General features: G+C 48.1%; 22 protein-coding genes. 2 read left to right on the top strand and 20 right to left on the bottom strand.

Features of this window, described 5'->3' with window-relative positions; translation table 11 throughout:
• Nucleotides 1-128 precede the first annotated feature (128 nt).
• Nucleotides 129-1,478: an MATE family efflux transporter gene (locus BKD12_RS12595; RefSeq protein WP_070089697.1), complete on the top strand. Its 1,350-nt coding sequence runs from the start codon at nt 129-131 to the stop codon at nt 1,476-1,478.
• A 99-nt stretch (nt 1,479-1,577) separates the two neighbouring features.
• Here the strand turns inward: BKD12_RS12595 and BKD12_RS12600 are convergent, their stop codons facing one another.
• Complete coding sequence (locus BKD12_RS12600) at nt 1,578-2,036, bottom strand: DUF1307 domain-containing protein (protein WP_070089698.1); 459 nt, start codon at nt 2,034-2,036, stop codon at nt 1,578-1,580.
• A 242-nt stretch (nt 2,037-2,278) separates the two neighbouring features.
• On the opposite strand from BKD12_RS12600, the gene BKD12_RS12605 reads away from it, so the two are divergent.
• Entirely contained in the window at nt 2,279-3,586 is a 1,308-nt protein-coding gene (locus BKD12_RS12605; protein ID WP_070089699.1) for an alpha-amylase family glycosyl hydrolase, read from the top strand.
• A gap of 115 nt (nt 3,587-3,701) precedes the next feature.
• On the opposite strand, the gene BKD12_RS12610 is transcribed toward BKD12_RS12605, so the two are convergent.
• The 19 genes from BKD12_RS12610 to BKD12_RS12695 form a co-directional block, all read right to left on the bottom strand.
• Complete coding sequence (locus BKD12_RS12610; protein ID WP_070089700.1) at nt 3,702-4,223, bottom strand: flavin reductase; 522 nt, start codon at nt 4,221-4,223, stop codon at nt 3,702-3,704.
• 64 nt (nt 4,224-4,287) lie between these two features.
• The gene (locus BKD12_RS12615; protein ID WP_242872770.1) at nt 4,288-5,022 is read right to left on the bottom strand and encodes a M15 family metallopeptidase; all 735 of its coding nucleotides are present in this window, start codon (nt 5,020-5,022) and stop codon (nt 4,288-4,290) included.
• An 81-nt stretch (nt 5,023-5,103) separates the two neighbouring features.
• Nucleotides 5,104-5,940 carry a zinc ribbon domain-containing protein gene (locus BKD12_RS12620; RefSeq protein ID WP_070089701.1) on the bottom strand — a complete coding sequence of 279 codons (837 nt, stop codon included), beginning with the start codon at nt 5,938-5,940 and terminating at the stop codon, nt 5,104-5,106.
• A 28-nt stretch (nt 5,941-5,968) separates the two neighbouring features.
• The gene (locus BKD12_RS12625; RefSeq protein ID WP_176730967.1) at nt 5,969-7,819 is read right to left on the bottom strand and encodes a WG repeat-containing protein; all 1,851 of its coding nucleotides are present in this window, start codon (nt 7,817-7,819) and stop codon (nt 5,969-5,971) included.
• A 26-nt stretch (nt 7,820-7,845) separates the two neighbouring features.
• Nucleotides 7,846-8,181: a zinc ribbon domain-containing protein gene (locus tag BKD12_RS16545; RefSeq protein ID WP_083262956.1), complete on the bottom strand. Its 336-nt coding sequence runs from the start codon at nt 8,179-8,181 to the stop codon at nt 7,846-7,848.
• Nucleotides 8,182-8,200: 19 nt separating this feature from the next.
• On the bottom strand, nt 8,201-9,208 hold the full coding sequence (locus tag BKD12_RS16550; protein ID WP_083262957.1) for a hypothetical protein: 1,008 nt from the start codon (nt 9,206-9,208) through the stop codon (nt 8,201-8,203).
• A complete protein-coding gene (locus tag BKD12_RS16990; protein WP_176730968.1) occupies nt 9,205-9,351 on the bottom strand; it encodes a hypothetical protein in 147 nt (48 codons plus the stop codon). Before BKD12_RS16990 ends, BKD12_RS16550 begins: the two co-directional genes overlap by 4 nt.
• Entirely contained in the window at nt 9,348-11,360 is a 2,013-nt protein-coding gene (locus tag BKD12_RS12640) for a serine/threonine-protein kinase (protein WP_070089703.1), read from the bottom strand. The genes BKD12_RS16990 and BKD12_RS12640 overlap by 4 nt, the downstream gene beginning before the upstream one ends.
• Before the next feature lie 16 nt (nt 11,361-11,376).
• The gene (locus BKD12_RS12645) at nt 11,377-11,928 is read right to left on the bottom strand and encodes an FHA domain-containing protein (protein WP_070089704.1); all 552 of its coding nucleotides are present in this window, start codon (nt 11,926-11,928) and stop codon (nt 11,377-11,379) included.
• Between the two features lie 12 nt (nt 11,929-11,940).
• Nucleotides 11,941-14,250: an FHA domain-containing protein gene (locus BKD12_RS12650; RefSeq protein ID WP_070089705.1), complete on the bottom strand. Its 2,310-nt coding sequence runs from the start codon at nt 14,248-14,250 to the stop codon at nt 11,941-11,943.
• Nucleotides 14,251-14,281: 31 nt separating this feature from the next.
• Complete coding sequence (locus tag BKD12_RS12655; RefSeq protein ID WP_070089706.1) at nt 14,282-16,315, bottom strand: WG repeat-containing protein; 2,034 nt, start codon at nt 16,313-16,315, stop codon at nt 14,282-14,284.
• 2 nt (nt 16,316-16,317) lie between these two features.
• A complete protein-coding gene (locus BKD12_RS12660; protein ID WP_070089707.1) occupies nt 16,318-16,977 on the bottom strand; it encodes a zinc-ribbon domain-containing protein in 660 nt (219 codons plus the stop codon).
• 34 nt (nt 16,978-17,011) lie between these two features.
• A complete protein-coding gene (locus BKD12_RS12665; RefSeq protein ID WP_070089708.1) occupies nt 17,012-17,809 on the bottom strand; it encodes a lectin-like protein in 798 nt (265 codons plus the stop codon).
• A gap of 58 nt (nt 17,810-17,867) precedes the next feature.
• Nucleotides 17,868-18,506: a zinc ribbon domain-containing protein gene (locus BKD12_RS12670; protein ID WP_070089709.1), complete on the bottom strand. Its 639-nt coding sequence runs from the start codon at nt 18,504-18,506 to the stop codon at nt 17,868-17,870.
• A gap of 131 nt (nt 18,507-18,637) precedes the next feature.
• Complete coding sequence (locus tag BKD12_RS12675; protein WP_070089710.1) at nt 18,638-19,426, bottom strand: Uma2 family endonuclease; 789 nt, start codon at nt 19,424-19,426, stop codon at nt 18,638-18,640.
• Nucleotides 19,427-19,599: 173 nt separating this feature from the next.
• On the bottom strand, nt 19,600-19,839 hold the full coding sequence (locus tag BKD12_RS12680; RefSeq protein WP_070089711.1) for a hypothetical protein: 240 nt from the start codon (nt 19,837-19,839) through the stop codon (nt 19,600-19,602).
• Nucleotides 19,840-20,108: 269 nt separating this feature from the next.
• A complete protein-coding gene (gene tyrS, locus BKD12_RS12685) occupies nt 20,109-21,332 on the bottom strand; it encodes a tyrosine--tRNA ligase (protein WP_070089712.1) in 1,224 nt (407 codons plus the stop codon).
• 43 nt (nt 21,333-21,375) lie between these two features.
• Nucleotides 21,376-21,987, bottom strand: a complete 612-nt coding sequence (locus BKD12_RS12690) for a DUF3267 domain-containing protein (protein WP_070089713.1) — start codon at nt 21,985-21,987, stop codon at nt 21,376-21,378.
• A 447-nt stretch (nt 21,988-22,434) separates the two neighbouring features.
• A complete protein-coding gene (locus tag BKD12_RS12695; protein ID WP_070089714.1) occupies nt 22,435-23,469 on the bottom strand; it encodes a galactose ABC transporter substrate-binding protein in 1,035 nt (344 codons plus the stop codon).
• Nucleotides 23,470-23,472 lie beyond the last annotated feature (3 nt).

The raw sequence follows: 23,472 nt of genomic DNA on the forward strand, positions 1-23,472 counted from the left end.
AAACTTTTCACTTCAGCGTTTTTTATTGCAGCCCTTTCTCCTGATGTGCTATACTTTTCTCTGCACGGCAGGCAGCTTTTGCCTGTATGCATTTACATCTACGATAACTATTGCTGGGGGAATGAGAAATGCAAAAACATATTGATCTGCTGCACGGTCCTGTTCTTTCTTCTCTGACCAGGCTGGCAATTCCGATCATGGCCACTTCCCTGATTCAGATGGCTTACAACCTTACCGATATGATCTGGATCGGACGACTTGGCAGCAATGCCGTTGCCGCAGTTGGAGCTGCCGGAATGTACATGTGGCTTTCCAATGGTCTGGCCGTTCTTTCAAAGATGGGCGGACAGGTAACTACCGGACATTCACTGGGGGCAGGCGATGCCGGAGAGGCCGCCGGATATGCGTCCGGAGCTTTGCAGCTGGCCGCTTTTACAGGCCTCCTCTTTGGTCTTATCTGTGCCATATTCTCCGTACCACTGATTGGCTTTTTTAAACTGAACAGTCCACAAGTCATTGCAGACGCACAGATTTATCTTAAGATTACCTGCGGTCTGGTCCTGTTCTCGTTTTTAAACCAGACCTTTACCGGACTTTTTACTGCGATCGGCAATAGCCGGGCCGCTTTTCTTGCTACTACCACCGGGCTTGTTATCAACTTTTTTATGGATCCTGTCCTGATCTTTGGTATTGGCTTTTTCCCGGAACTTGGCGTCATGGGAGCCGCCATTGCCACAGTGTTTGCTCAGATGATCGTAACTTGTATGTTCATTCTGTTTGCCCTTCGGGACGACCTGCTCTTTAACCATATGCGGCTATTTAGCCGGCCGGATTTTAAAAAGCTGCGGTCACTTATCACTATTGGAGTTCCCTCCTGTCTCCAGAACATGCTGTTTACTGGCATTTCTATGATCATCGCACGGATGGTGGCAGGATATGGAGACGCCGCAGTGGCTGTTCAGAAAGTAGGTTCTCAGATCGAATCCATCTCCTGGATGACCGCGGATGGCTTTGCTGCTGCGGTAAATTCATTCATTGCCCAGAATCATGGAGCCGGCAATTCGAAGCGTATTAGAAAGGGCTACAAAAACGCAATGGTCATTGTCCTCATCTGGGGACTGTTCTGCACCTTCCTGCTGATCGGATGTCCGGCGCCTATTTTCCGTATCTTTATCACAGAGGCGGATGTGCTGCCCATGGGCGTGGATTATCTTGTAATCCTCGGTGTGTCTCAGCTATTTATGAGTGTAGAGATCACCACTGCCGGAGCTTTCGCCGGATTCGGCAAAACCGTGCCTCCATCTGTTGTCAGTATTCTGTTTACCGCCATCCGGATCCCGCTGGCCCTGATCCTGGTGAACACGGCTCTTGGCCTGAACGGAATCTGGTGGAGCATTACGATTTCCAGTATCTTAAAAGGAATTATCCTTTTATGCTGGTTTTTGAGGTTTTTGAAAAAAATGATAAAAACTTCCTGACGCCAATTGGGGACGGGGGATTTCTGAAAATCCCCCGTCCCCAATTACTGATATCAAAAGAGACTGTCCCATGACAGTCTCTTTCTTGCCCATATTTATTTACTCTTCAAATGTCCATCCGGTGTCTTCCAGATTTTTCTTTGTCTGCTCCAAGGAAAGCTCCGTCACATTTTCATCGTCAACCGGAAGGAGTCCTGCTTCAACTACCTGCTTCAAAGTTTCTTCATCCGTAGGGATAACGATCGTTTCAACCATCTGACCCTCTTCCTCTTCTGAAGTATATTCTACACTTTCAAAATCATCATAGGTAGCGGCTGCCTGATCGACCACCTCCCGAAGAGCCTGAAGCTGTTCCTCAGTATAACCCTCTGTCGGGATCACAGACTTCTGGGTCAGTCTTGTAACCTTATCTCCTTTTGCGTCAAAACTCATGGTAATCGTAATACCATTCTGTTCAAACGTTCCCACCGCTGCATTTTTTACTTCTTCCTCTCCGCCGCACGCAGTCAGGCCTAGAAGCATCATGCATGACAGCATCACACACATCAATTTTCTCATATTAAATTTCCCTCCTCATAAAGTATAAATGTTAAATAAACATCTAGCTTCATTATATCTGCTTTCGTCTGTTTTCACAACCAAAAACTTGTCTATTTTCTGTAAATTCTTCTTTTTCTCAGTTAAATATTTGTATTTCCTATGATTTCTGTTATAATATTTCTGGCGCCGCCAAATAGAATCCGGTTCCTTCCGGATGCCGGCGTCGTTTATAAATGTTGAAAAAGGAGAGATACTTATTTATGTGGGCTTATCACGGCATTTTTTATCAGATTTATCCAATCGGATTCTGCGGTGCGCCAGTACACAATGATGGCATCTGTACTCCCCGCATCCGAAAACTGCTGGATTGGAGCGAATATCTGGAAAATCTGGGGGTAGATTCCATCCTTCTGAATCCGGTATTTGAATCCGACAATCACGGCTATGACACTAGAGACTTTAAGAAAATCGACTGTCGGCTGGGAACCAACGAAGATTTTGCACAGGTCTGTCAGGATCTTCACAGACACCATGTAAAAGTGGTGCTGGATGGTGTGTTTAATCATGTAGGCAGGGGATTCTGGGCTTTTCAGGATGTCCTTGAGAAGAGATGGGATTCACCCTATAAAGACTGGTTCCTCATTAATTTTGACGGCAATAACGGGTACAATGATGGTTTATGGTATGAAGGCTGGGAAGGACACTTTGAACTGGTCAAGCTGAACCTGAAGAATCCCGCGGTCACAGATTATCTGCTGGAATGTGTAAAATATTGGGTAGACACCTTTGATATCGACGGGCTCCGCCTGGATGTGGCTTACAGCCTGGATCCGGATTTCATGCGCCGTCTCAGGTCTTATACACAGAATCTGAAAAGCGATTTTGTTCTGATCGGGGAGGTTCTGTTCGGAGACTATAACCGGATCGTCAATGACGACATGCTCCACAGCTGCACCAATTATGAATGTTATAAAGGCATTTACTCCAGCTTTAACTCTATGAATATGTTTGAAATTGCTCATTCCCTCCAGCGTCAATACGGGGCCGAGCAGTGGTGTCTTTACCGGGGAAAACATCTCATGAATTTTGTTGATAACCATGACGTGACCAGGATTGCCACTATTCTGAATAACAAAAATCATCTTCCGCTTACTTATGGGCTTATGATGGGCATGCCGGGGATTCCCTGTATCTATTACGGCAGTGAGTGGGGCGAGCCCGGAGAAAAAGCGCCGGATAACGACTATGCCTTACGTCCCTGCTTTGAAGAGCCAAAGCCTAATGCACTCACAGAGCTGATCCAGAAGCTGATCAGGATCCGTCAGAAAAGCGACGCGCTCTGCAGCGGTTCCTACCGAAACGTAGTGCTGACCAACCATCAGCTGATCTTTGAACGCGCCACAGAATCCGAGAAGGTTTTGGTGGCCATCAATGCTTCCGATACTCCCTATACCGCCTGCCATGGTGATCTGACCGGTTCCGCCCGGGAATTACTCTCCGGAGACGGGATATCTCTGGCTGGCAGCCTGGAAATGCCGGCATACAGTATCCAGTACCTTCAACTTTAGTGACGGCAAGGGACAGGGATAAACGCAAATGGGGACACCGGCAAACGCAAATGGGGACGTACACCTTTTGCAAAAGTGTACGTCCCCATTTGCTGTCATTTGCTGTCACCACTTGCTATTTTACCAGCACCTTTACAATCTCCGCAATATACATAGTATGATAATCCTGCTGCGGATACCACTTGGCATCACACTCATCTTCGGTGAAGCACTCCGGATACATTTCCTGTGCATACAGCTTCCGGCACACGAAGATCATCTCTGCCTCTTCCACGGCAGCTGTTTCCTCTGGTGTCCCTTCGGCCACATAACACGGGTGGAGCCCCGCCTCCTGCCACTTGTCTTCCACGTCTCTTCCGGACACGCTGCCGCACACGTTCAGTGCTTTCCGGTATTCTTCTGCCAGGAAAGAAAGGGTAAAATATTCGTTCTGGTCTACAAATTCTTTCGTGTATCTCTGCGGGCGGATATAAGCAGTTGCCACCGGCTTCCCCCACATGATTCCTACACCGCCCCAGCTGGCGGTCATAGTGTTGGACTTCGTCCGGTCTCCGGCTGTAATTAGCATCCACTGTTTACTGATCTTGTCAAAAGGATTGAACTTTAATGTATGAATATCTGTTTCCCGAAACGCCATATTTCTTCCTCCTTCGAATCTCATAAAAATTACATATATACTTTAGTACAAAATTTTTAAATTATCAAGGGACCTTCTTCTCAAAATGCTGATAATCTTTTGTGCTTGTCCAGTCTCCACCCCAAGTAAATCCGTATTTCGAAAATGTCTGATACGCAATATCCTGATGATTTATCATATGTGGTTTCCCGGATTCCCGGTCAATATAAAGTTCCATATCTTTATAATATACAGCAAATGATCCGTCAGCCGCATACTGCACATAAGGATTTTCTACCGGATTCAGATCAATGGCAAATCCCATGGCATGGTTAGACAAACGATCCGTCCCCGGCACCACCCGGTAATTAAACGCCGAGGTATTGTTATGCCCGATGGAATTTGTATCAGAGTCCACTCCGTTTCCTGTCCAGTACCTGTCCACCAGATACATCGAAAAAATCTCATATTCTGCCCGGAAAAGCTCCAGAAAAATATTTCTACAGTCCTCGGCAATTTTCCTGTTCACAATCAGCTCTCCAACCTGGATCTGGTGTTCATAATTATAATGGAGAACCTTCAGATACCGCAAATCCTCCAGGAATATATCCGGATTTTCCGTATAGGACTTTCCGGAAATCTCTCCACGTATTTCTTCGTTAATCTCCTGGATCTGAAAATACTGCTCTGGCCGGGAAAGATCCAGTTCCTCTGCATCCAGCACCGTTCCGGGCTCTATCCCGGAGATATCTGACAAAAGGGGCTCTTCATTTGTCTCTTCTTTAACCTCCGTGCCCTGTTCTGCTTTTTCTGGTTTCACGGGATTTCCACATGATAGAAGGCACAGGCTCATACAAAGACAGCCAGCCGCCAATGCGGCCCATTTCCTTTTCAAGCCCATTTACTCAGCTTCCTCTCCATAAACACTGATCTCCGCAATACAGGTATCATTCCAGGACGGATTCGTTCCCTGATAAACAGACACGATTTCAAACTTAATCTCCGAAGTGTCACAGTCGCCTTCCACGGCTATCCACTGCTCCTGCTTCATATTGGAAAAGGACACTTCCGTTTCCTGTCCGCCCATGGTGATCTTCAGCGTCTCCGGACGGTTGTTCTGAAGATAATAGTCGTCTGATCTCCAGTTACCGAGCTTAAAAGCAAGATACTTTACCTCATATTCCCGGTCCAGATACAGGGAGATTCCCTCCCCGATGCCTTCTCCGGCGACTCCCTCCTGCCAAGAAGTTTCATCCCGGCCATCCAGGACCATGGCAGCGCTATTGTCATGACCTTCCTGATCAATCACAGACGTTGCCATAGCCTGTGCCACCGGAAGCTCAAAGGATGTTCCCAGGGAAACCGGCGCCGATGTATAGGAAAATGTCCAGACTCCGTCTTCCGGCTCTGTCTCTTCCGCGGCCGCTGTCTCGGTCTCCTCTTCATCGGTTCCGTCCTCTCCTGTATCCTTATCCGACTCCTCTTTCGCATCCTGCTCTGTGGCCTCTTCTTCTGTCTCCTCCATCACTATCATATCGTCGTTGTCAGAAATCATGTCATAGGCAAAATACCCGATCAGAGCTGCCGCTATGATCACAACAATGATTACGACCGCAATGATCACCGGCGTCTTTTTGGATCCTTTCTTTTCCGGCTCCTCCGGAATCAGCGGCGTCCCGCAGTTCCCGCAGAATTGGGAATCATTTTCGTTTTCAAATCCACATACCGGACACTTCATACCATCTCCTCCTTTATCCCTTATACATCTATTCCCCCGTGATCAGATTCCAGCGGAATACCTCTTCACCCGTTGTATCCTCATAGACCGCATCCATCGTTTCTTTATTTACGGTCACTGTTCCTGCCATCTGATTCGCCGACGGACTTCCGCCTCTCTCAATGATGGCCTCCGCTTCTTCATCCGACATCGCATATCGGAGCATGAAAACATATTCTGTATCTGTCTGCTGTGTTTCCGCACGGAAAATGGAATACGTTCCGCTTCCTTCTTCCAGAAGCTCCTGATTCAGATGATCTACCACTTCTGTCATAATCTCATCCTCAGAAAGTGTGGTAACTGCTTCGCTCCTCTGATCATCCTCCGCCACTTCCTTTTCCTGATTATTCTGAGTCTCTGACGCTTCGCCATCTTCCAACTCAATCACTCCCCATTTGCCGTCCTTCTTTACCCAGCATCTGCCGTCCTGTACCGGCCGGATCTCCTCGAAAGTTCCCGCCAGGATCACGGTATTTCCTTCTGTGTCCCTCAGCTCCCATTCCCCGTCTTTGCAGACCGGCACATAACCGTCGGAAAAAGCGTAGCAGTAATCCATCTCCTTCAACTCTCCCGTAGCCGGATCATTAAAAGACAACCCTTTCCAGGAGCCATCATACTCAATGGGGATAACCACTTCTCCTTCTGTGTTAACATAGCCCCATTTGCCGTCCTGCATCACAGCCAGCAGGCCGTCGGATTCAGAGCCACATTCCTCATAAATAAAATCTGTCACAAGCTTATTCTGATAGTAAACTGCATATTTACTATCACCGATCTGGGTCTGCCAGGATTCAAGGCCCGAATTATCCCGGGAATCGAAAGATTCATGCAGGCTTTCCGTCTGCCGTACAGGGATTGCATTCTCCGGCGGTTCTAACTGATAATTTCCATAACTATAGGATTCGTTCCAGTTATGAAGTCCATCACAATAATAATAGTAGCCGTTAGGGTCATAGTCTCCGCCCAGCCCTTCTGCCGGCGTGATTTCCCCGGTATTCTCGTTAAAGAGATAAACACTCCACATTCCATTAAACGCCGGCTCATATTGTTCTTCTTCCAGATACATCAGATAAGAAGATCCTACAAAGTCCGTGATCTGTACGTACTCTAATTCTGCCGGCATCTGTCCGTCGAATCCGATCAATCCATAACTTTCCCCGGTTCTTACAACTGCATACTCCGAATTTTTCTGCAGGTACAGCTCATTCTGAGAAAAGTCCGGGAAATCATTGCTCTTAACATACTCGATATTATCTGCTTCTACCGTCGGCTCTGTCACCCATTGATAAGGAATCACATTCTCGATTTCTTCTATCAGATCCGGAATACTTTTCTCCTCTTCTCCATCGCTAGTATTATCCGCCTCTTTGCCGCCGCCCCGGTTCTCCTCCGGAACATTTTTCTCTCCCTGCTCCAGAATATCCTTCGCTTTCTGTACCTCTCCCTGGTCCATATACATCTGTGCCAGCGCCACATAGGGCCTTTCCTGCTTCGGGTCAATTTCAATCGCTTTCAGATAGGAGGCCTCCGCATTTTCATAATCCAGCTCTTCCAGATATTTTTCTCCGGACGCAAGATTATCGTCATAGGCCTGCCGTTCCTGCACGCTGCGGGTAATAAAAAATGATGCAGCCGCCACGCCGATGACAAGGACCGCACCCGCAGCCCAGATCCACTTTCTTCCGCCCTTTCTGCCCCGATCCTTCTTCTGTTCTTTTTTGTCCTCCCCGCCGTTCATCTTGGTCTGAAGATTCATATTGTCCTGCTGCAGGGCCTCCCCGCAATATCCGCAGAACTGGCTGCCTTCCGGATTATCTTTTCCACATTTTCTACAGCGCACCTCTCTCATCCTCCATCCATCACCGGCTATTTAAGTCGTTGTCCACATTTCCCGCAAAAAACAGAACTCTTTTCCACCTTCTGTCCGCAATTTGGGCAAAACTGTGATTCCTCTGCCTGTTCTCTGGCCTTCCGAAGTCTCGTAATCTGATCAAACAGCGGCAGAAGCTCCGGCAATGGTTCCTCAAATCCGCCTTCATAATAGGCCTTTCCAAGTTTCATGTAGGCCTGATCCAGTTCTCCGGGTGCCGGACAGTCCTGCCTGCTCTCCACCGGTTCACGGCGCCCGTCCCTGTTCTGTCTGTTCTGCCTCTGATCCAGTTTTTCATAATTGACAAATACAGTCTCATCTTGATATTCCATCTCTTCTACTCCTCCTGTTCTATGCCAGTTCAAAGATCATACGTTTCTCTCCCGCACAGATTCTGGTTCCACGCTTCAGATAATAATGGCGTCCTCCTCCCAGGGGCTGCCCGCTTTCCAGAAAGCACACTCCCTTTTTCTCCGGTGTTACACAGTACTCTCCATACTCGCTGATATAATAAATTTCCACCAAAGCCTCCGGCTCCTTCCTCTCGGAAACATAGATCCCCGCCTCTTCCTGCGCCAGAAAAACCGGCACCTTTTCCTCCAGCGGATACACTTTGTCCCGATAGATATCCTGCATCCCAAGAAGTGCACCGTGAAAGTCATAGCCGGTCTCTCCGGTGTAAATCTCCTTCTCTTTTACAGTCCCTCGCTTCACCTGCTCCGTCAGCTGATGCTTCGCCTGGAGATCATTTTGTGCTGTGGCATTTACAGTCCCTCGCTTCACCTGCTCCGTCAGCTCCCGGCGGTCTTCCCACGGATTCTTCCGCTGATGGAAATTCTCCGGCAGGATCTGACGGTTCACATAGGTTCTTGGACGTTTCGCTGTCATAACGATCCCCCAGATGCTGATCCCTAAGATTGCCACATAACAGATCGCCCAGCAAACAACCGGAAGTATATGGATTTCCACCACATCTCCCATCCCGAAAAACCCAAGTCCCGTTCGGAGTTCACTGACCTTTGAATACAAAGATGCCACACAGATGATCACTGCAAGATTCGCCGCAATGGCTCCGATCAGGGCTTCCAGATACGCATATCGCCAGGGCAGTACCGCACTGAGAACTGCCGCCGCAAGGATCACAAGGAGTACCAGCAGAATCCCAAAAAAGTACGGCTCCAGATAACTCTGCAGCAGCTCCGCAAACACACCGCTGCCGCTTCCGGCCTGTCCTCCCAGCCGCAGAACATCCATCATTGAAATATCCATCGACGCTACCGTGATCACCGGCAGGAACAAAAGAATCACCAGCGATAGTACAAACAGCAGTGCTGTTACATATTTCATATATTGTTTCATCTTTTGCCCTCCCATTCCTCTTCAATCTCTTCCAGCAGCTCTCTCCTCTGCCTGGGAAATATCTTAATCGTTGCGATCAGTGCCGCCAGACACCCTATGATCCCCAGCGCGCTTATGATCGTCAATATCCATCCTGCTGTCAATTCAACCACCCTCCTGCTGCTACCTGCTGATATACATTCTGAAGAAGCTGCATTTCTTCATCTGTATCATTATTTTTCAACTGCTCCTGATACATTTTTTCTGCTTTCTGATAATATTCTGCAAAGGTCTGATAGTTTCTCTGAGCATTGCTTTTTGTCTCCTGATAGTCTATCTCCAGAAACGCCAGGCGTTTATAAATATTATAATCTTCTCCGAATTTCTTTACCATCTGATCAAGATAATTTTTTGCCTCCTGATAATTCCCCATTCTTTCATGAAGGACTACCAGATTGTCATAGGTGTCGTAGGTATCCCACCCCTGCTCGATCACCTGCTGCAGCAAGGCAGCGGCCTCAGCTGCATAGGTGCTGTTTCCGGTCCGCTCCGCCAGATCCATATCCGCCTGGATCAGGCGCTGCAAGAGGATCATCTGGTTTTCCACAGGCAGGTTCTCATGGCCTTCCGCCAGAATATCCCGCTGATCCTGATCCCTGCCCTGCTCTTCATAGATATCGCCCAGGGTCACATAGGCTCTGGCTTTTATCTCCGGGTCTTCGGAAATATTAATACAGCTTTGGAAGTCTGACTCCGCTCGCTCCAGTTCGCCAAGAGAACGGTCGATCTCTCCTCTTGCATAGTAGACAGAATCCTCGGTAAGGCCAAGCTCAACCGCCTCATCCAGAGCGTCCTGTGCCTTCTCAGACTCTCCATTATATGCCAGCGCTATGGCATAGTCCCGGTAATATTCCTCTTCAAATCCGCCCACCTGGAAGAGCTTATCAAATGTACGGACCGCATTTTCATAGTTTTCAAGCTCCATATGGCTTTCCGCCTCCAGGTAATAGAGATCTGCCATTCTTGGCTGCATCAGGTCGATCTTTTCGTTTTGTTCCACATCATATTCGATAAAGGAAATACAGTCCTGATATGCTTCCTGCTCATACAGCGCACAGGCATTCTGATAATAGCTTTCCAGAGAGGAGGGAAGGATTGCGGATGCCTCTTCGAAGGTCTCTTCCTGCTTTTCATAATCTCCGGCCTCCCGGTATTCCTCCTGTTTTTCTACCAGGTCATTGTATTCATCCGTCCGCTCCACCCGGATGGTATGGATCCCCAATCCCCCCATCACGATAAATCCGGCCATACAGGCAAAAAGCGCAATCCTTACAGCCGTCTGACGTTTCAAAAGCGCCCGGTATTTCCCGTCCTTCCTCTCCACATTCTGGAAGGCCTGGAACATTTCAAAAGCACTGTTAAACCGCTTGTTCGGATCCTTTTCCACCGCTTTTGCAATAATCTGTGCAAAAGCCTCGCTGGTACGGGACACTAACAGATCATAGTCTATCTGATCCCGATAGTCTCTCATCCTCCGGCCTGTCGCCAGATGATAAAAGGTAGCGCCCACACTGTAGATATCCGCCTTCTCATCAATCTTCCTGTAATTTCCTATCGGGCGCTCCGACGCACTGTCCAGCGCAATGATGTACTGCTCCGGAGAGCTGTAGCCGTCTGTATATCCAAGGATCGCATTTTCGTCAAGGAAAAAGGAAATGTTAAAGTCGATCAGACAGATATTCCCCTGCGGCGTCAGCATGATATTGGCAGGTTTGATATCTCCATGGATCACCGGCGGGCGCTGACTGTGGAGATAGTTGAGCGCACTTGTGATCTGCATCCCCCACCGGATCAGCTGTCCCAGCGAAAATCTGGCCCCCTCTCTCATAAGCCTTGCCAGGGATTTCCCCGGAATATAGCTCATCACCGTATAAACCTCATCGCCCATCATCAGAAAATCCAGCACCTGAGGCAGGAAAGAGTGGTTCAGATTTTTTAAGATATCCACCTCCTGGCGCTTATCCGCCATGGAAAGCCCTTTGCTCTTAATCTGTTTTAAAACCACTTCCTTCTGGAGTCTCCTGTGATATGCCAGGTAAACGACCCCTCCGCTGCCTTCGCCCAGCTTTTCCAGAATCTGATATGTATTTGAAAACTCTTCAAACCGGTTCATAACTTTTTACTTCCTTTTACTTCTCTATTTCAATCTCCACCCGGAAGGCTTCATCCGCAAGCATAATCTCCATCCCATCTTCCAGCTTTATGTCTTCTGTCACCTCCTGCTCTCCCACATACGTGTGATTCAGTGACACCAGGTCTTCCAGATAGCGGGCCCCGTCCTTTTGGTAAATCTTTATATGCATCCGGCTGACAGACGGATTCCCTTTGATTATGTAGTCACATTCAGACCCCTTCCCTATGATATAGGAATCTTTGGAAACCAGGATCCGTTCCCCTGTACTGCATCTTGTCAGATAAAGCGTTCCCTTCACTTCCCGGCGAAGCAGCACTGTCGGCGCATCATCTCCCTCCGGCTCTACACCTGTTTTCAGCGGCACGGTCATCTCATCGTCCGCTTCCGGAAAATCCGTGTATTCCTTCTCTTTTTCCGGCTCTTCCACTGTCTCTTTTCTGTAAGGCGGTATATAGGCCCGGATTACCACGTCCTCTTCCCCGGTATCTGGTATGGGAGGAATATGGATCTCTCCTTTTTCCTTCCAGCCTTTCAGATATTCTCTCATGATTCTAACCTCCTACCTTGTATCTTTCGCAATGCGCCTGAGGGAAATCATACTCACCACCAGGAACAATAAAGTCATAAAGATCAGGATTCCCCAGCACTGTGTCACATGAGCGCCTGTAGCCTTGAAAAAGGATTCCGCCTCATGCTCCAGCATAGGGTAGTCCGCCTGCAGCTTCAGATCCAGCCGGTTCAGTTTGGCGATGCTCCCCAGTCCCTCTACCGACCAGCGGCTTACGGTCACATAGGAGATCACCTCTCCGGCCCCTTCCAGTGTAAACAGGATACCGGAAAACAGCAGCTGGATGATCAGCACAAACGGAGCGATCGCCATCGCCTTGTCCCCGGTCTTTACCACCGCCGAGATCACAAAGCCAAGCGCAATGGATGCCAGCACGGTCAGCCACACGGTCAGAAGCATTTCCGGGGAAAAATGATCAAGGAAGATCCCTTCCTTTTCATTTCCTGCAAGCTTCAGGAAAATCATCGTCAAAAGGACTGCCTGCAGGCCTCCCAGCGCCATCTGGAACACGAACTTGGAAAGCACGTATCCTGACAGCCTCAAATTTGCCATGTATTCCCTTTTTACGATCGTCCGTTCTTTGCAGATCTCCTGTATGGAATTGAAAAGCCCGATCCAGATGCCGGAGCAGCTTAAGGCAAACAGCATGGATTTGGTGCTTTCATAGATCTTAAATATATTTTCATCCGCCACGATATAGAGCAGCACCGCGATCAGGCAGGGCTGTAAAAGAAGGACAAACAGCCTTTGCCTGTCATTGAACATCAGTTCTGTGTATCTTTGGAGAAGTACCAGGAACTGCCGGAATCCTGCCTTCTCCTTTGTCATGGACAGCTTTTCTGTTCTCTGCCCCTGCCCTCTTGTCCGGTCGTCCATCCTCCGGTATCTCTGATAATCCTGTTCCCATTTCATAGGATCCGCCGCGATCATATTATAAATATTGACCAGATCATCCGTCTTGTAGAACTGCTTTGCCTCTTCTACATTTCCGCAGAAGCAGAGGCGTCCGCCCGGCCCCATGAAGATGATCTTATCGCACAGATGAAGATTGGCCGTGGTGTGGGTTACCATGATAATGGTCTTATTCTGCTCTCTTGCCAGCTTCTTCAGGCTGATCATCAGATTCTTCTCTGTCCCCGGATCCAGGCCGGAGGTGGGCTCATCCAGGAAAAACAGCTTGGGATCCGCCAAAAGCTCTACCGCAATGCTGGCACGTTTTTTCTGACCTCCGGAAAGTTTCCGGATATAAGTATCTTTATGAGCTTTTAAATCCACCATATCCAGCACCTCGCTGATCCGTTTCTGGATCTCTGCAGGGCGGGTATCCTTTGGCATTCGGATCTTGGCGGAATAATACAGCATTTTCTGTAATGTCAGATTTTCGTAAATGATATCCTGCTGCGGCACAAAACCGATCACACTTTTCAGTGCCTGAAAATTCTGCACCAGGTCGGTGCCGTTGCAGTAGACCTTTCCTTCAAATGTGGGCTCAAATCCGCTGATGGCATTCATCAGTGTAGTCTTTCCCGCGCCGGATCCTCCGATAATCGCTACAAACTCATTTCCCTGGATCTCACAGCTTACCCGGTTCAGGATCCGCTTCTTCTGCTTTCCTTTTCCGACCACCTTTGTCACCTGCTGCACCTGCAGCGAGATTCCTTTTGCCGCCGACTTATAATAAATGCATCCCCGGCAGAATAAAAGCTGGAATCCCAGAATCTGGATCACGTCTTTGTCCCGGAGCCGTTCCGCTCCTTTCAGATAGCTTCCGTTTAACAGAACGCCATTGGTACTGTGTGCATCCTCCAGTACATAGCCGTCCTCACGCCGATAGACGCGGCAGTGCAGCTTTGACACTCCCGGCCCCGGCAGACAGATATGGTTAGCCTGATCCCGCCCGATCGTCGTCGTCGGCCGTTCCAGAGACTCCCGTTTCCACAGCTCCCTCTCCACACTTGTGGAATACAGCAAAAGAACCATGTTTTCCGCCTGATTCAGATTGCCGATGCACAGAATACTTTTATCATAGACTTCCACAAATCCATCCTCACCGGATAATAACCGCCGTCCGGATCCGATTCCCAGAAAAGTCCCGTTACGGCTGTCCAGATCCTGGTACCGGATCTGTCCGCCTTCCATAGAAAATGTTCCGTGAACCTTGGATACAATCTGATCCGGAATCACAATATCACATCGGGAAGCGTCTCTTCCCAATGTGATATCTGATTTTCGGAAATGGTCAAGATTCAGTTCTCTTAATTCACCTTTTGTATCAATGATCGTCAAAATATGCTCGTTCATCTGACTGCTTCCTTGTCTTTCGTTTATGATTTTACCGATCCTCTATTTGCCGGAGGATCTCTGCGGCATCCACCGTTCCCTTAGATGCCCATACGGCTCTGTCCTTATCAAACAGCTCTGCAAACCGCTGTTCATACTCCTCCTTTGTCATCTCGGTCCCGTCCCAGGAGTACTGGTATATGGGGTTCCCCTGTGCGTCGGTCTGAACATTCGTATTGTCCTCCGCCCCATAATTTCCTTCTGCCGTCTTTACAAAACTTCCATCCCGTATCTGATAGATATGGTCGTAGTAAACATCCATACGTCCGCCGCTGTCACAGAAGCAATTTTGCTTTTCAATATAGGACAATCCTCCGTTCCCCAGCGCCTGGGCCCTTATCTGACCGTCTTTTACCGTACATATCTGATCTCCCTGAGCCGTACTGCTCCCATAAAGATATAACTCCGGCACGTCATCCCCGTCCAGATAGATCAAACTGTATCCCGCATAGCCCTCCGACTGAGCACTTTGTACGTAATCGGTATACAGCTTCTTCCAGTTCTCCGTCCCCGCTGTCTCCTCCTTGCTGTCATTCTGTCCGGTCAATTCGATCACGCCCCATTTGCCATCTTTTTTCACCCAGCATTTCCCGTCATATACCGGCCGGATCTCTTCAAAGGTGCCCGGTGCAATAAACTGCTTTCCGGAAGTATCCCAAAGCTCCCATCTGCCATCCTTGCACAGGGGCACATAGCCGTCTGTAGCCCCGTAGCAGGCTTCGATCCTCTCTGACTCACTCTCCTTGTCATAGCTGAACACGTAAGTATCATAGCACCAGGAGGCATCATACTCGATAGGGATCACTACTTCACCCTTTTCATTAACATATCCCCACTTATCATCCTTTTTCACCGCCAGAAGACCGGAACTTAAGCTTCCGCAGTCATCATAGATAAAATCAGTGATAAGATTTCCCTCTGTATCGCAAAGCGCATATTTACTTTCCAGGCTGTCATACCAGTCTATATCATACACGCTGCCGTCATAAATCTCCTCGGAGCGCTTGACCGGGATCACTCCGGAAGGTATTCTCTGATAATCTTCCATATATCCCTGCTCTACCTGGTACTCACCTGTATTATGCAGGCCGTCACAGTAATAAAAAACGCCCCGGTAATAATTCCCTGCATCTCCGATTACCGCTACTGCCGGCTTTATTGATTTCTCCTCTTCCACAAAATAGTAGTCCGTCATTTCTGTCTGATATTCCGGGTCATAGACTGCTTCTTTGCGTTCCAGCAGATAAAATCTTGACAGGGCGTCTATTCCCCGATATTCCAGCTCTGCTGCCAGCTGCCCGTCCAGACCGATCAGTCCATAGGAATCTTCCTTGCGGATTACGGCATAGGAAGTATCCATCTGACGGGACAGATCATTTGCCGGGTAATCAAACGTATTTTCGTTCCGGATATAATAGATATCGTCGGCCAGATCCGTCGGCTCTACAGCCCAGGTGTAACGGCTTTTATTTGTCACGTCATTCTCTTTGTCCGTAAACGTATTTTCTTCTTCCCCTTCGTTTTTCTCTGTTTTTCCGCTGCCGCTTTTATGCTCCTCACTGCCATAAACAGCCTTTTCACCCTGGGCGATAATCTTTTCCGCCTTTTCATAGTCGTCCTGGGCAATGTACACATCCGCAAGACCCAGATACGGATCTTCCTTTTTTGGATCGATCTCAATCGCTTTCATATATGCAGCTTCTGCACTTTCATAATCCATTTCTTCCAGATAATTTTCTGCCTGGGCAATATAATTCTCATAGTCTCTGCGCTCTGCATAGCTTCGGAATGCAAAGACCCCTGCAATCACTACTGCAGCCAGGATTATGCCGCCTGCCGCAGCCGCCCATCTGGCATACCCGGGCTTCTTAGCCGCAGGCGGCTTCCCGCCCCTTGCGGGATCTCCCCCCTGCGGCAGACCCCCTCCGCCCGCCGAAGTGCCGTTCCATCTTTTGAGGGGCGCCCCGCAGTTTTTACAGAATCTCGCTCCCTCTACATTTTCGGTTCCACATTTCTGACAAAACATTTTTACATATCTCCCGGATTAAGATACCATTTTCCATCAAGCTTAATGACTGTGAGCTGCTCATCTTCTCCTGAATCCCGGAGTTCTCCGTCCACATACATTTCATAGGAAAATTCTACTTCTTTTGCATCCTCAATATCGCCCAAATATCCCATATAATCAGACTCCAGGCTCTGAATCTCAGAATCGGTCAGATCTCTGGCGTCTCCTATATCATAATCTACTTTAATATCTCCGGTATATTCGTCAAAACCGCTGATCAGTTCATCTTCCAGCATATCTGCCAGCTCATCCGAATCCATACCGGTAACGCCCTCCATCACCTTCAGGTACCGTTCCGGGATCAGCGCCAGGGCGGCATCTGTATCCTGATCTTCCATGACTTTTACCAGATTTTTGATCGGCGTCTTATAAGTATTCCTGAAAAACAGGAAATATGCCATAAATACGGCCCCTGCGATACACACCAGGATCACTCCGATAATCACAGCCGCCACCGCCGGGGATACGCCTTTTTTCATCACTGCCCCCTGAGGCCCTGGATTCATTTTTTGATATCCTGTGCTAAAGCCTGCTCCCGCTGCCGGGTCAACCGGCGCACCGCACCTTGGGCAGAACTTTCCTCCTTCTTTTAATTCCTGTCCGCAATGACTGCAAAACATATCCGTTCCCTCCTCACTTTACTCTCTCGTTTTCCTATTCTTCATATTCGCAAATATATCCCAGTTTCCCGCTAAATGATGGAACCGCCGCCAGAATATCATCCGGCACGTCGTTCCATACCCATTTCCCTGAGTTCTGATGATAGAAGATATCCAGATACTGCTCCTGTGTCGCTCCGTCCTGGTAGCTGGGCTCCCCTGCCATCCATTCAGACGCGCACCAGTAGCTTCCGGAATTGATCACGTCCCCATACATCTGGCCGGATTCATCCACCCAGTAATAATCTCTTGAATCTGTCGCTCTCATACCGCCAATCTTAAACTGGATATTGGAAAGTCCCCGGCTGTTCAGCTGTGAAATGATATAATCATACTCCTCTCTGCTGTTGATCCTGACCAGATATCCACCCCGGTCCAGACATTCCTGGTATGCCTGTGTCCATGTCACGTCGCTGATCATATACTCATATCTGTGGATCCCACCCTCTGTCGGATCCGCAGCCTGCCTTGTATTTTCCGCATCCTCTGTATCTTCTTCTGCCTCATCAGCATCTTCTGCTTTCTCCTGGTCCGCCGTATCCGCCTGATCGCTTTCAGACTCTTTCTTTCCCTCTTCTACTCTTTCCTGGAACTTTGCCAGATTCTCTTCTACCTTTTTCTGTTCCTGATGATGCAGATACCAGAAGATACCGATTACGGCGATCAGCACGACCACCACGATCCCTATGATGATCGGGATCACCGGCTTTTTCTTTTCTTCTACCTTCCATCCACAATTCCCGCAGAACATATCCCCGTCCTGAATTTCACTGCCACATCTTTTGCATCTCATCGTACTAACTTCTCTCTCTTCCCACATTCATATTCTTATGTATAAAAACGTCGCCTGACTAATTCATTTTTGTCCCGCAGGATGTACAAAAACGCATCTGCGGCGGAAGCACCTTCCCACAGTTCGGGCAGATCCTCGGTCCTGCCGGGCGCTCCGGCTCCGCCTGATATGCAGCGCCTGCCCCTGCTTTTTCCAATTTTGCCCCACAGATGATGCAAAAGCCCTGATCTTCCTCCACAGGAGCACCGCACCTTGGGCATACATTCTCCTCCGGCTCATCAATCTCTTTGGCCGCAGCTTTTTCTCTTTCTTCTGACTGGATATCATTTAGAATATCGCTGATGATTTCCGTCTGCTCTGCAGCCTCTTCTTCGAGTTTTGTACCACAATTCACACAGAATATCTGATCCGGTTCCACCGGAGCGCCACATTTAGGGCATACACTTCCCTGATACTCAGACTGCACTTCTTCCGCTTCTTCAACCGGGGGCTCCTGTTCTCCTGCCCGGACTGTTTCCGGCTCTATCAAAAGCTTCATCTGTCTGTCCGTCTCATCGATCTTTGCAATGATCCCGGCTGCCTCTCCAGGAACATCTGCGCCATCCGCCTTACAGTTTTTATAATAAACTTCTCCTAATTGTGCCATAAATTCCTTTTTCTGATTTTCCAGATTCTTCATTTCGTCCAAAACAGCCATCTCATGTACCCTCCTGAAAAAAATATAGTCATTTTATTTTAGCATATTTTTGCAGAACAGACGTATAATTTTTCTAATTTTAACAAAGAAACTATTAAGCGTAATGCCAAGCATAATGCAGCCGGAAAAAGCTAAAACCTCTCCTGTATCCCGCCAAGCCGGATCTTCAATCCTTCCAACACCCCGGAAGGCACCGGGTCGGCATATGTGTACTCACCGCTTTTCTTCGGATCTTCAAAATTAATAACCAGGATCTGTTCCCGGAATGGATCAATGATCCAGTATTCTCTGACCCCTGCTTTCTGATACAGCATGAGCTTACGCACATAGTCATGGGAAGAGTTGCTCTTTGATGTAATCTCGACCACCCAGTCCGGCGGACCAGAGCAGTCCTTTTCTGTCAGGATATCACGATTACATACCACCAGAAGATCTGGCTGCACGACTGCCGAATCATCTTTAAAAAGCCGTACATCAAAAGGAGACAAGTATACTTCGCAGTCCTCCTGATGCTTCCGGATAAAACTTTTAATCTCAAAAAACAGTTCTCCTGTCAAATACTGATGCTGCCGGCTGTGAGAGGACAGCATATACAATTTCCCGTTAATGAGTTCCGCCCGGCTGTACTCTGAAAGATTCTCCATATCTTTACCGTCATATTCGCGTGCGGAATACGCATAAGGAGCGGTCTCTTCCCGCAAGAGGACAGGCTCCTCTTTAAACCGGTCATAGCTGAATGGAATTTTCTCCTTTGAAACAAGTACCTGCTCAACAGCCAGCAGCGTAGCATAACGAGGATTCTTTGTCGCCCCGGAGAAGATTTTATTCACCGTACTTAAAGGAACGCCTGACAGTTCAGCTATTTTGGCATTTGTCATCCCTGATTCCTTTTTCATTCGTTTCAGATCTTGAATATCCATAAATGGCCTCCTTTACTTTCCATAATTGGATATTTTTTAATATTATACTCCATTAAATGTCCGTTTTCAATATATGGATATTATAAAGGAGCTGCTGCGTCCATAATTTGACACAGCAACTCCGTTCTTCTTCTTTCTTAAAATTCTTACATTTCTATATTGGTTTGCAGCCATTATCTTCCCAAAAATTCCTGCAGCAGCTTATCCCTGTACTCCGGTTCCTTTGTCGCCCGGAGAATATCATCGGTACGGCCGCTTTCCGCCAGAAGCCCATACAAATCATCCAACAGCTTCATGCCTTCTTCTCTTCCCTCTTCTCTTCCCTCTTCTTTCCCCACCTCTCTTCCTTTTTCCCAGGATGCTTCTCGCTCCTGCCTTAAATGTTTTTCCTGGTCATATTCGTAAATGCTCATTCTCTTCGCCTCCGCCCGGTTTTTCTCAGGAATTCCTGCTCATAAAAACCTCCTTTTTCTTACAGGAGATTTCCGGCAAAAATGCAACCTTATAGGAAATCTCCCTGCCTTTTTATAAATGGAAATGAAAAGCATTGAGATTTCTTTTAGATCTTTTTAGAAATTCAGACACGGCAACTGCCGCTAAAGAAAAACTGCCAGAAATATAATGCTTTGTGTATATAGTAGCATAAATCTCTGGCAGTGACTATATGGAGTTTTATATCCTTTTATTTCAATACGATCTTACGGAAATTTTTCTTTCCTTTTTTCAGCACCACGCCGTCGCCTCCTAAAGTCTCACCGGCAAATGCTGCATAGATATCCGTTACCTTCTCACCGTCTACGGCCACGCCGCCCTGCTGAACCGCACGTCTGGCCTCTGACTTTGACGGTACCAGACCGGATTTTACCAGCATGGTCAGGATATCAATGTTTCCGTCCGTCAGGTCTGCCTCTGTAAGTTCTGTGGTCGGCATTTCCGCCGCCGCTCCCTGACTGAACAGTGCCCTTGCAGACTCCTGGGCCTTTCTGGCTTCTTCCTCACCATGTACCAGCTTGGTCAGTTCAAATGCCAGGATTTCTTTTGCCGTATTAAGCTTAGCGCCTTCCCATGCGTCCATCTTGTCAATCTCCTCCAGCGGAAGGAAAGTTAACATCCGGATACATTTCAGCACGTCTGCATCCGCCACGTTTCTCCAGTACTGGTAGAACTCAAAAGGCGAAGTTTTATTTGGATCCAGCCAGACAGCTCCACTCTGAGTCTTGCCCATTTTCTTGCCCTCAGAATTTAAGAGCAGCGTAATGGTCATCGCACAGGCGTTTTTGCCCAGCTTCCGGCGGATCAGTTCTGTTCCGCCCAGCATATTGCTCCACTGGTCGTCGCCGCCAAACTGCATGTTGCAGCCGTATTTCTGGTACAGCACATAGAAATCATAGCTCTGCATAATCATGTAGTTGAACTCCAGGAAGCTTAACCCCTTTTCCATTCTCTGCTTGTAGCACTCTGCTGTCAGCATACGGTTGACGGAAAAATGAGGTCCGATCTCACGCAGCATCTCAATGTAGTTCAGATCCAGCAGCCAGTCTGCATTATTGACCATCAATGCTTTCCCTTCCGAGAAATCAATAAAACGACTCATCTGTTTCTTAAAACAGTCACAGTTATGCTGGATCTGCTCCGGCGTCATCATAGAACGCATATCCGTTCTTCCGGACGGATCGCCGATGTAACCGGTTCCGCCTCCGATCAGTGCGATCGGCCTGTTTCCAGCTTCCTGGAGACGCTTCATCAGGCACAGTGCCATGAAATGTCCCACATGAAGACTGTCTGCAGTTGGGTCAAACCCGATATAGAAAGTTGCTTTTCCGTTGTTGATCAGTTCACGGATCTCTTCCTCATCCGTTACCTGGGCAATCAGCCCTCTTGCCTGTAATTCTTCATAGATTCCCATATCTTTTCTCCTTTTCATTTCTGAACTTATTTTAATTATTTATTTACTTCTGAAATATGACAAACCCACATTCCGTAGGATGATCCAGCACATAGCCGGTCCGGTATTTCCTGGCATACCAGGCGATCAGCAGATCCCCTCCCGCCGCCAGTACATTAAAAAGGCTAACCCACAAGAGGAAATTGCTTCCCGTAGCGAAAGCCGCCACGTAGATTCCAATCCCCAAAACTGTTCCCGGAAACAGACATCCAAATAAATATTTCCCCGGCTCCAGTGGTTCTTTACAATGACAGTAAGGCGTAAGGCTCGACCACATCATGCCGATATAGATACTTTTCCACTTTTCTTTTGTTCCCAGGCACCAGCCTACGCCGTGAAGCACTTCGTGAATGTATACTGTGACAAGTACCAGAGCCAGCACCAATATAAAATTCAGATCGGCAGTCCAGATCGGCCCCCGGTCCGCCAAAACCCAGATCAGAATCAGGATCAGTGCCACTGGAAAAGATGTCACAAAGACCATTGCATTGGCCTTTGCTGCCGAAAACACCTCCGAATATTCTTTATATCCACGCTGCTCAAAATCTGCCTTCTGCCTTTCATAATTATCGACAATCCTCTGTTTTGCTTTACTCACTTTCTTTTGCTTCTCCATATTCCCCCCTCCTTTTCTCTTCGCAGGATCTCCTGCCGACATGTTTCAAAACATATAAAAAGCCCTTACTGCTTTCACAGTAAGGGCGAATCTACATTTTCCGCGGTACCACCTTGCTTCACCGGCATCTTGCGATGCCGACCTCATCCGGCTGCTCCCGCATATCTTATCCGTTCACAGCCTGGCACTTTAACGCGCGCCAACCCGTCGCTGCCTACTTCCTGTCCCAGGGTTCAGTGCGAGGCTCCGAGACGTATTCATATGCGGTTCCTTCGTGCGCCTCTCATCAGCCGGCAGCTTTCTGTTCGGGTGTCCCGGATACTACTTGCTCTCTTCCAAGCCTTTCGACATATTTGTTTCATCTGATTGCAATCTTATGCTATTTGTGGATATTTGTCAAGCCTAAAATTAGGCCGCCCCATTCTGTGGCGCCTTCCGTTTTCTCTTTCACTCCGCAAGGAACTCCCGGACGTTTTCTTTTGTCACCTTCTCATAGGGCAGGTATATGTATCTTTCATTTACAAATTCAATTTTATCCATTCCTGTACCTGTCACTGCTGCGACCGCCAATTCTGCCATTGCCTCCGCCTGGCCTTCCTTATCATTGTATACAGTCCCGTCCAGTTTCAAATCTACCACGGCCTTTAATCCTACATCCGTACCGTCAATCCCCAAAAAGGCCGGCATACTGGCCTCTGTGCGATTGAGCTTCTCGTAGGCTTCAATTGCACCAAGTGCCATATCATCATTATTAGCCAGAACAAGCTCTATCTGGTTCTGGTGTTGCCCGATCATCTGAAGCATCCGGTTCTGGGCCTGCGCCCGATTCCAGTTGGCAATCCCATAACTCAGCTTTTCCAGTTTCACCCCCCTGCTCTTCAAAGTATCTACCGCATTTTCTGTCCGAATGATTGCATCCTGGTGCCCGGGCTCTCCTTCCAGTACCACATACTGGATTTGTCCGTCTCTGTTTCGATCAATCGAGGCATCTTCCTGTATCAGATCCGCCGCCAGTTCCCCTTGCATGATACCGGACTCTTTCGCATACGCCCCCACATAATAAAGCCGGTTCCATTGCAGCAGATCTTCCGCCACAGGCTCTCTGTTAAAAAATATAATAGGCACATCATGTTCCCTTGCAAGATCAATGATCTCCGATGGATCTGACCGGTCTACTAAGTTCACACAAAGCACATTACATCCCGCATCCAGCATTTCTTTTACTTGATCGTTCTGCTTGCGCTGCTGCCCGGCCGCATCCCGGATCGTTACTACTGTCCGCCGTTTCTCGCTCTCAAGCCTATTCAGCTGCTCCTCAAAACAGCCCACCAATTCGCTGATAAAGGTATCGCTTTGGTTATAGCTGGCAACTCCCACATAAATTTTATCACTCCCGCCCGCCTGCTGACTCCTGCAGGCAGACATTCCTAAAATACTAAAACAGCACAAAACTACTGCTGCCAGAAACCTCTTCCCGTTCATTTC

It is taken from the genome of Merdimonas faecis (genome assembly GCF_001754075.1).
Lineage (GTDB): Bacteria > Bacillota > Clostridia > Lachnospirales > Lachnospiraceae > Merdimonas > Merdimonas faecis.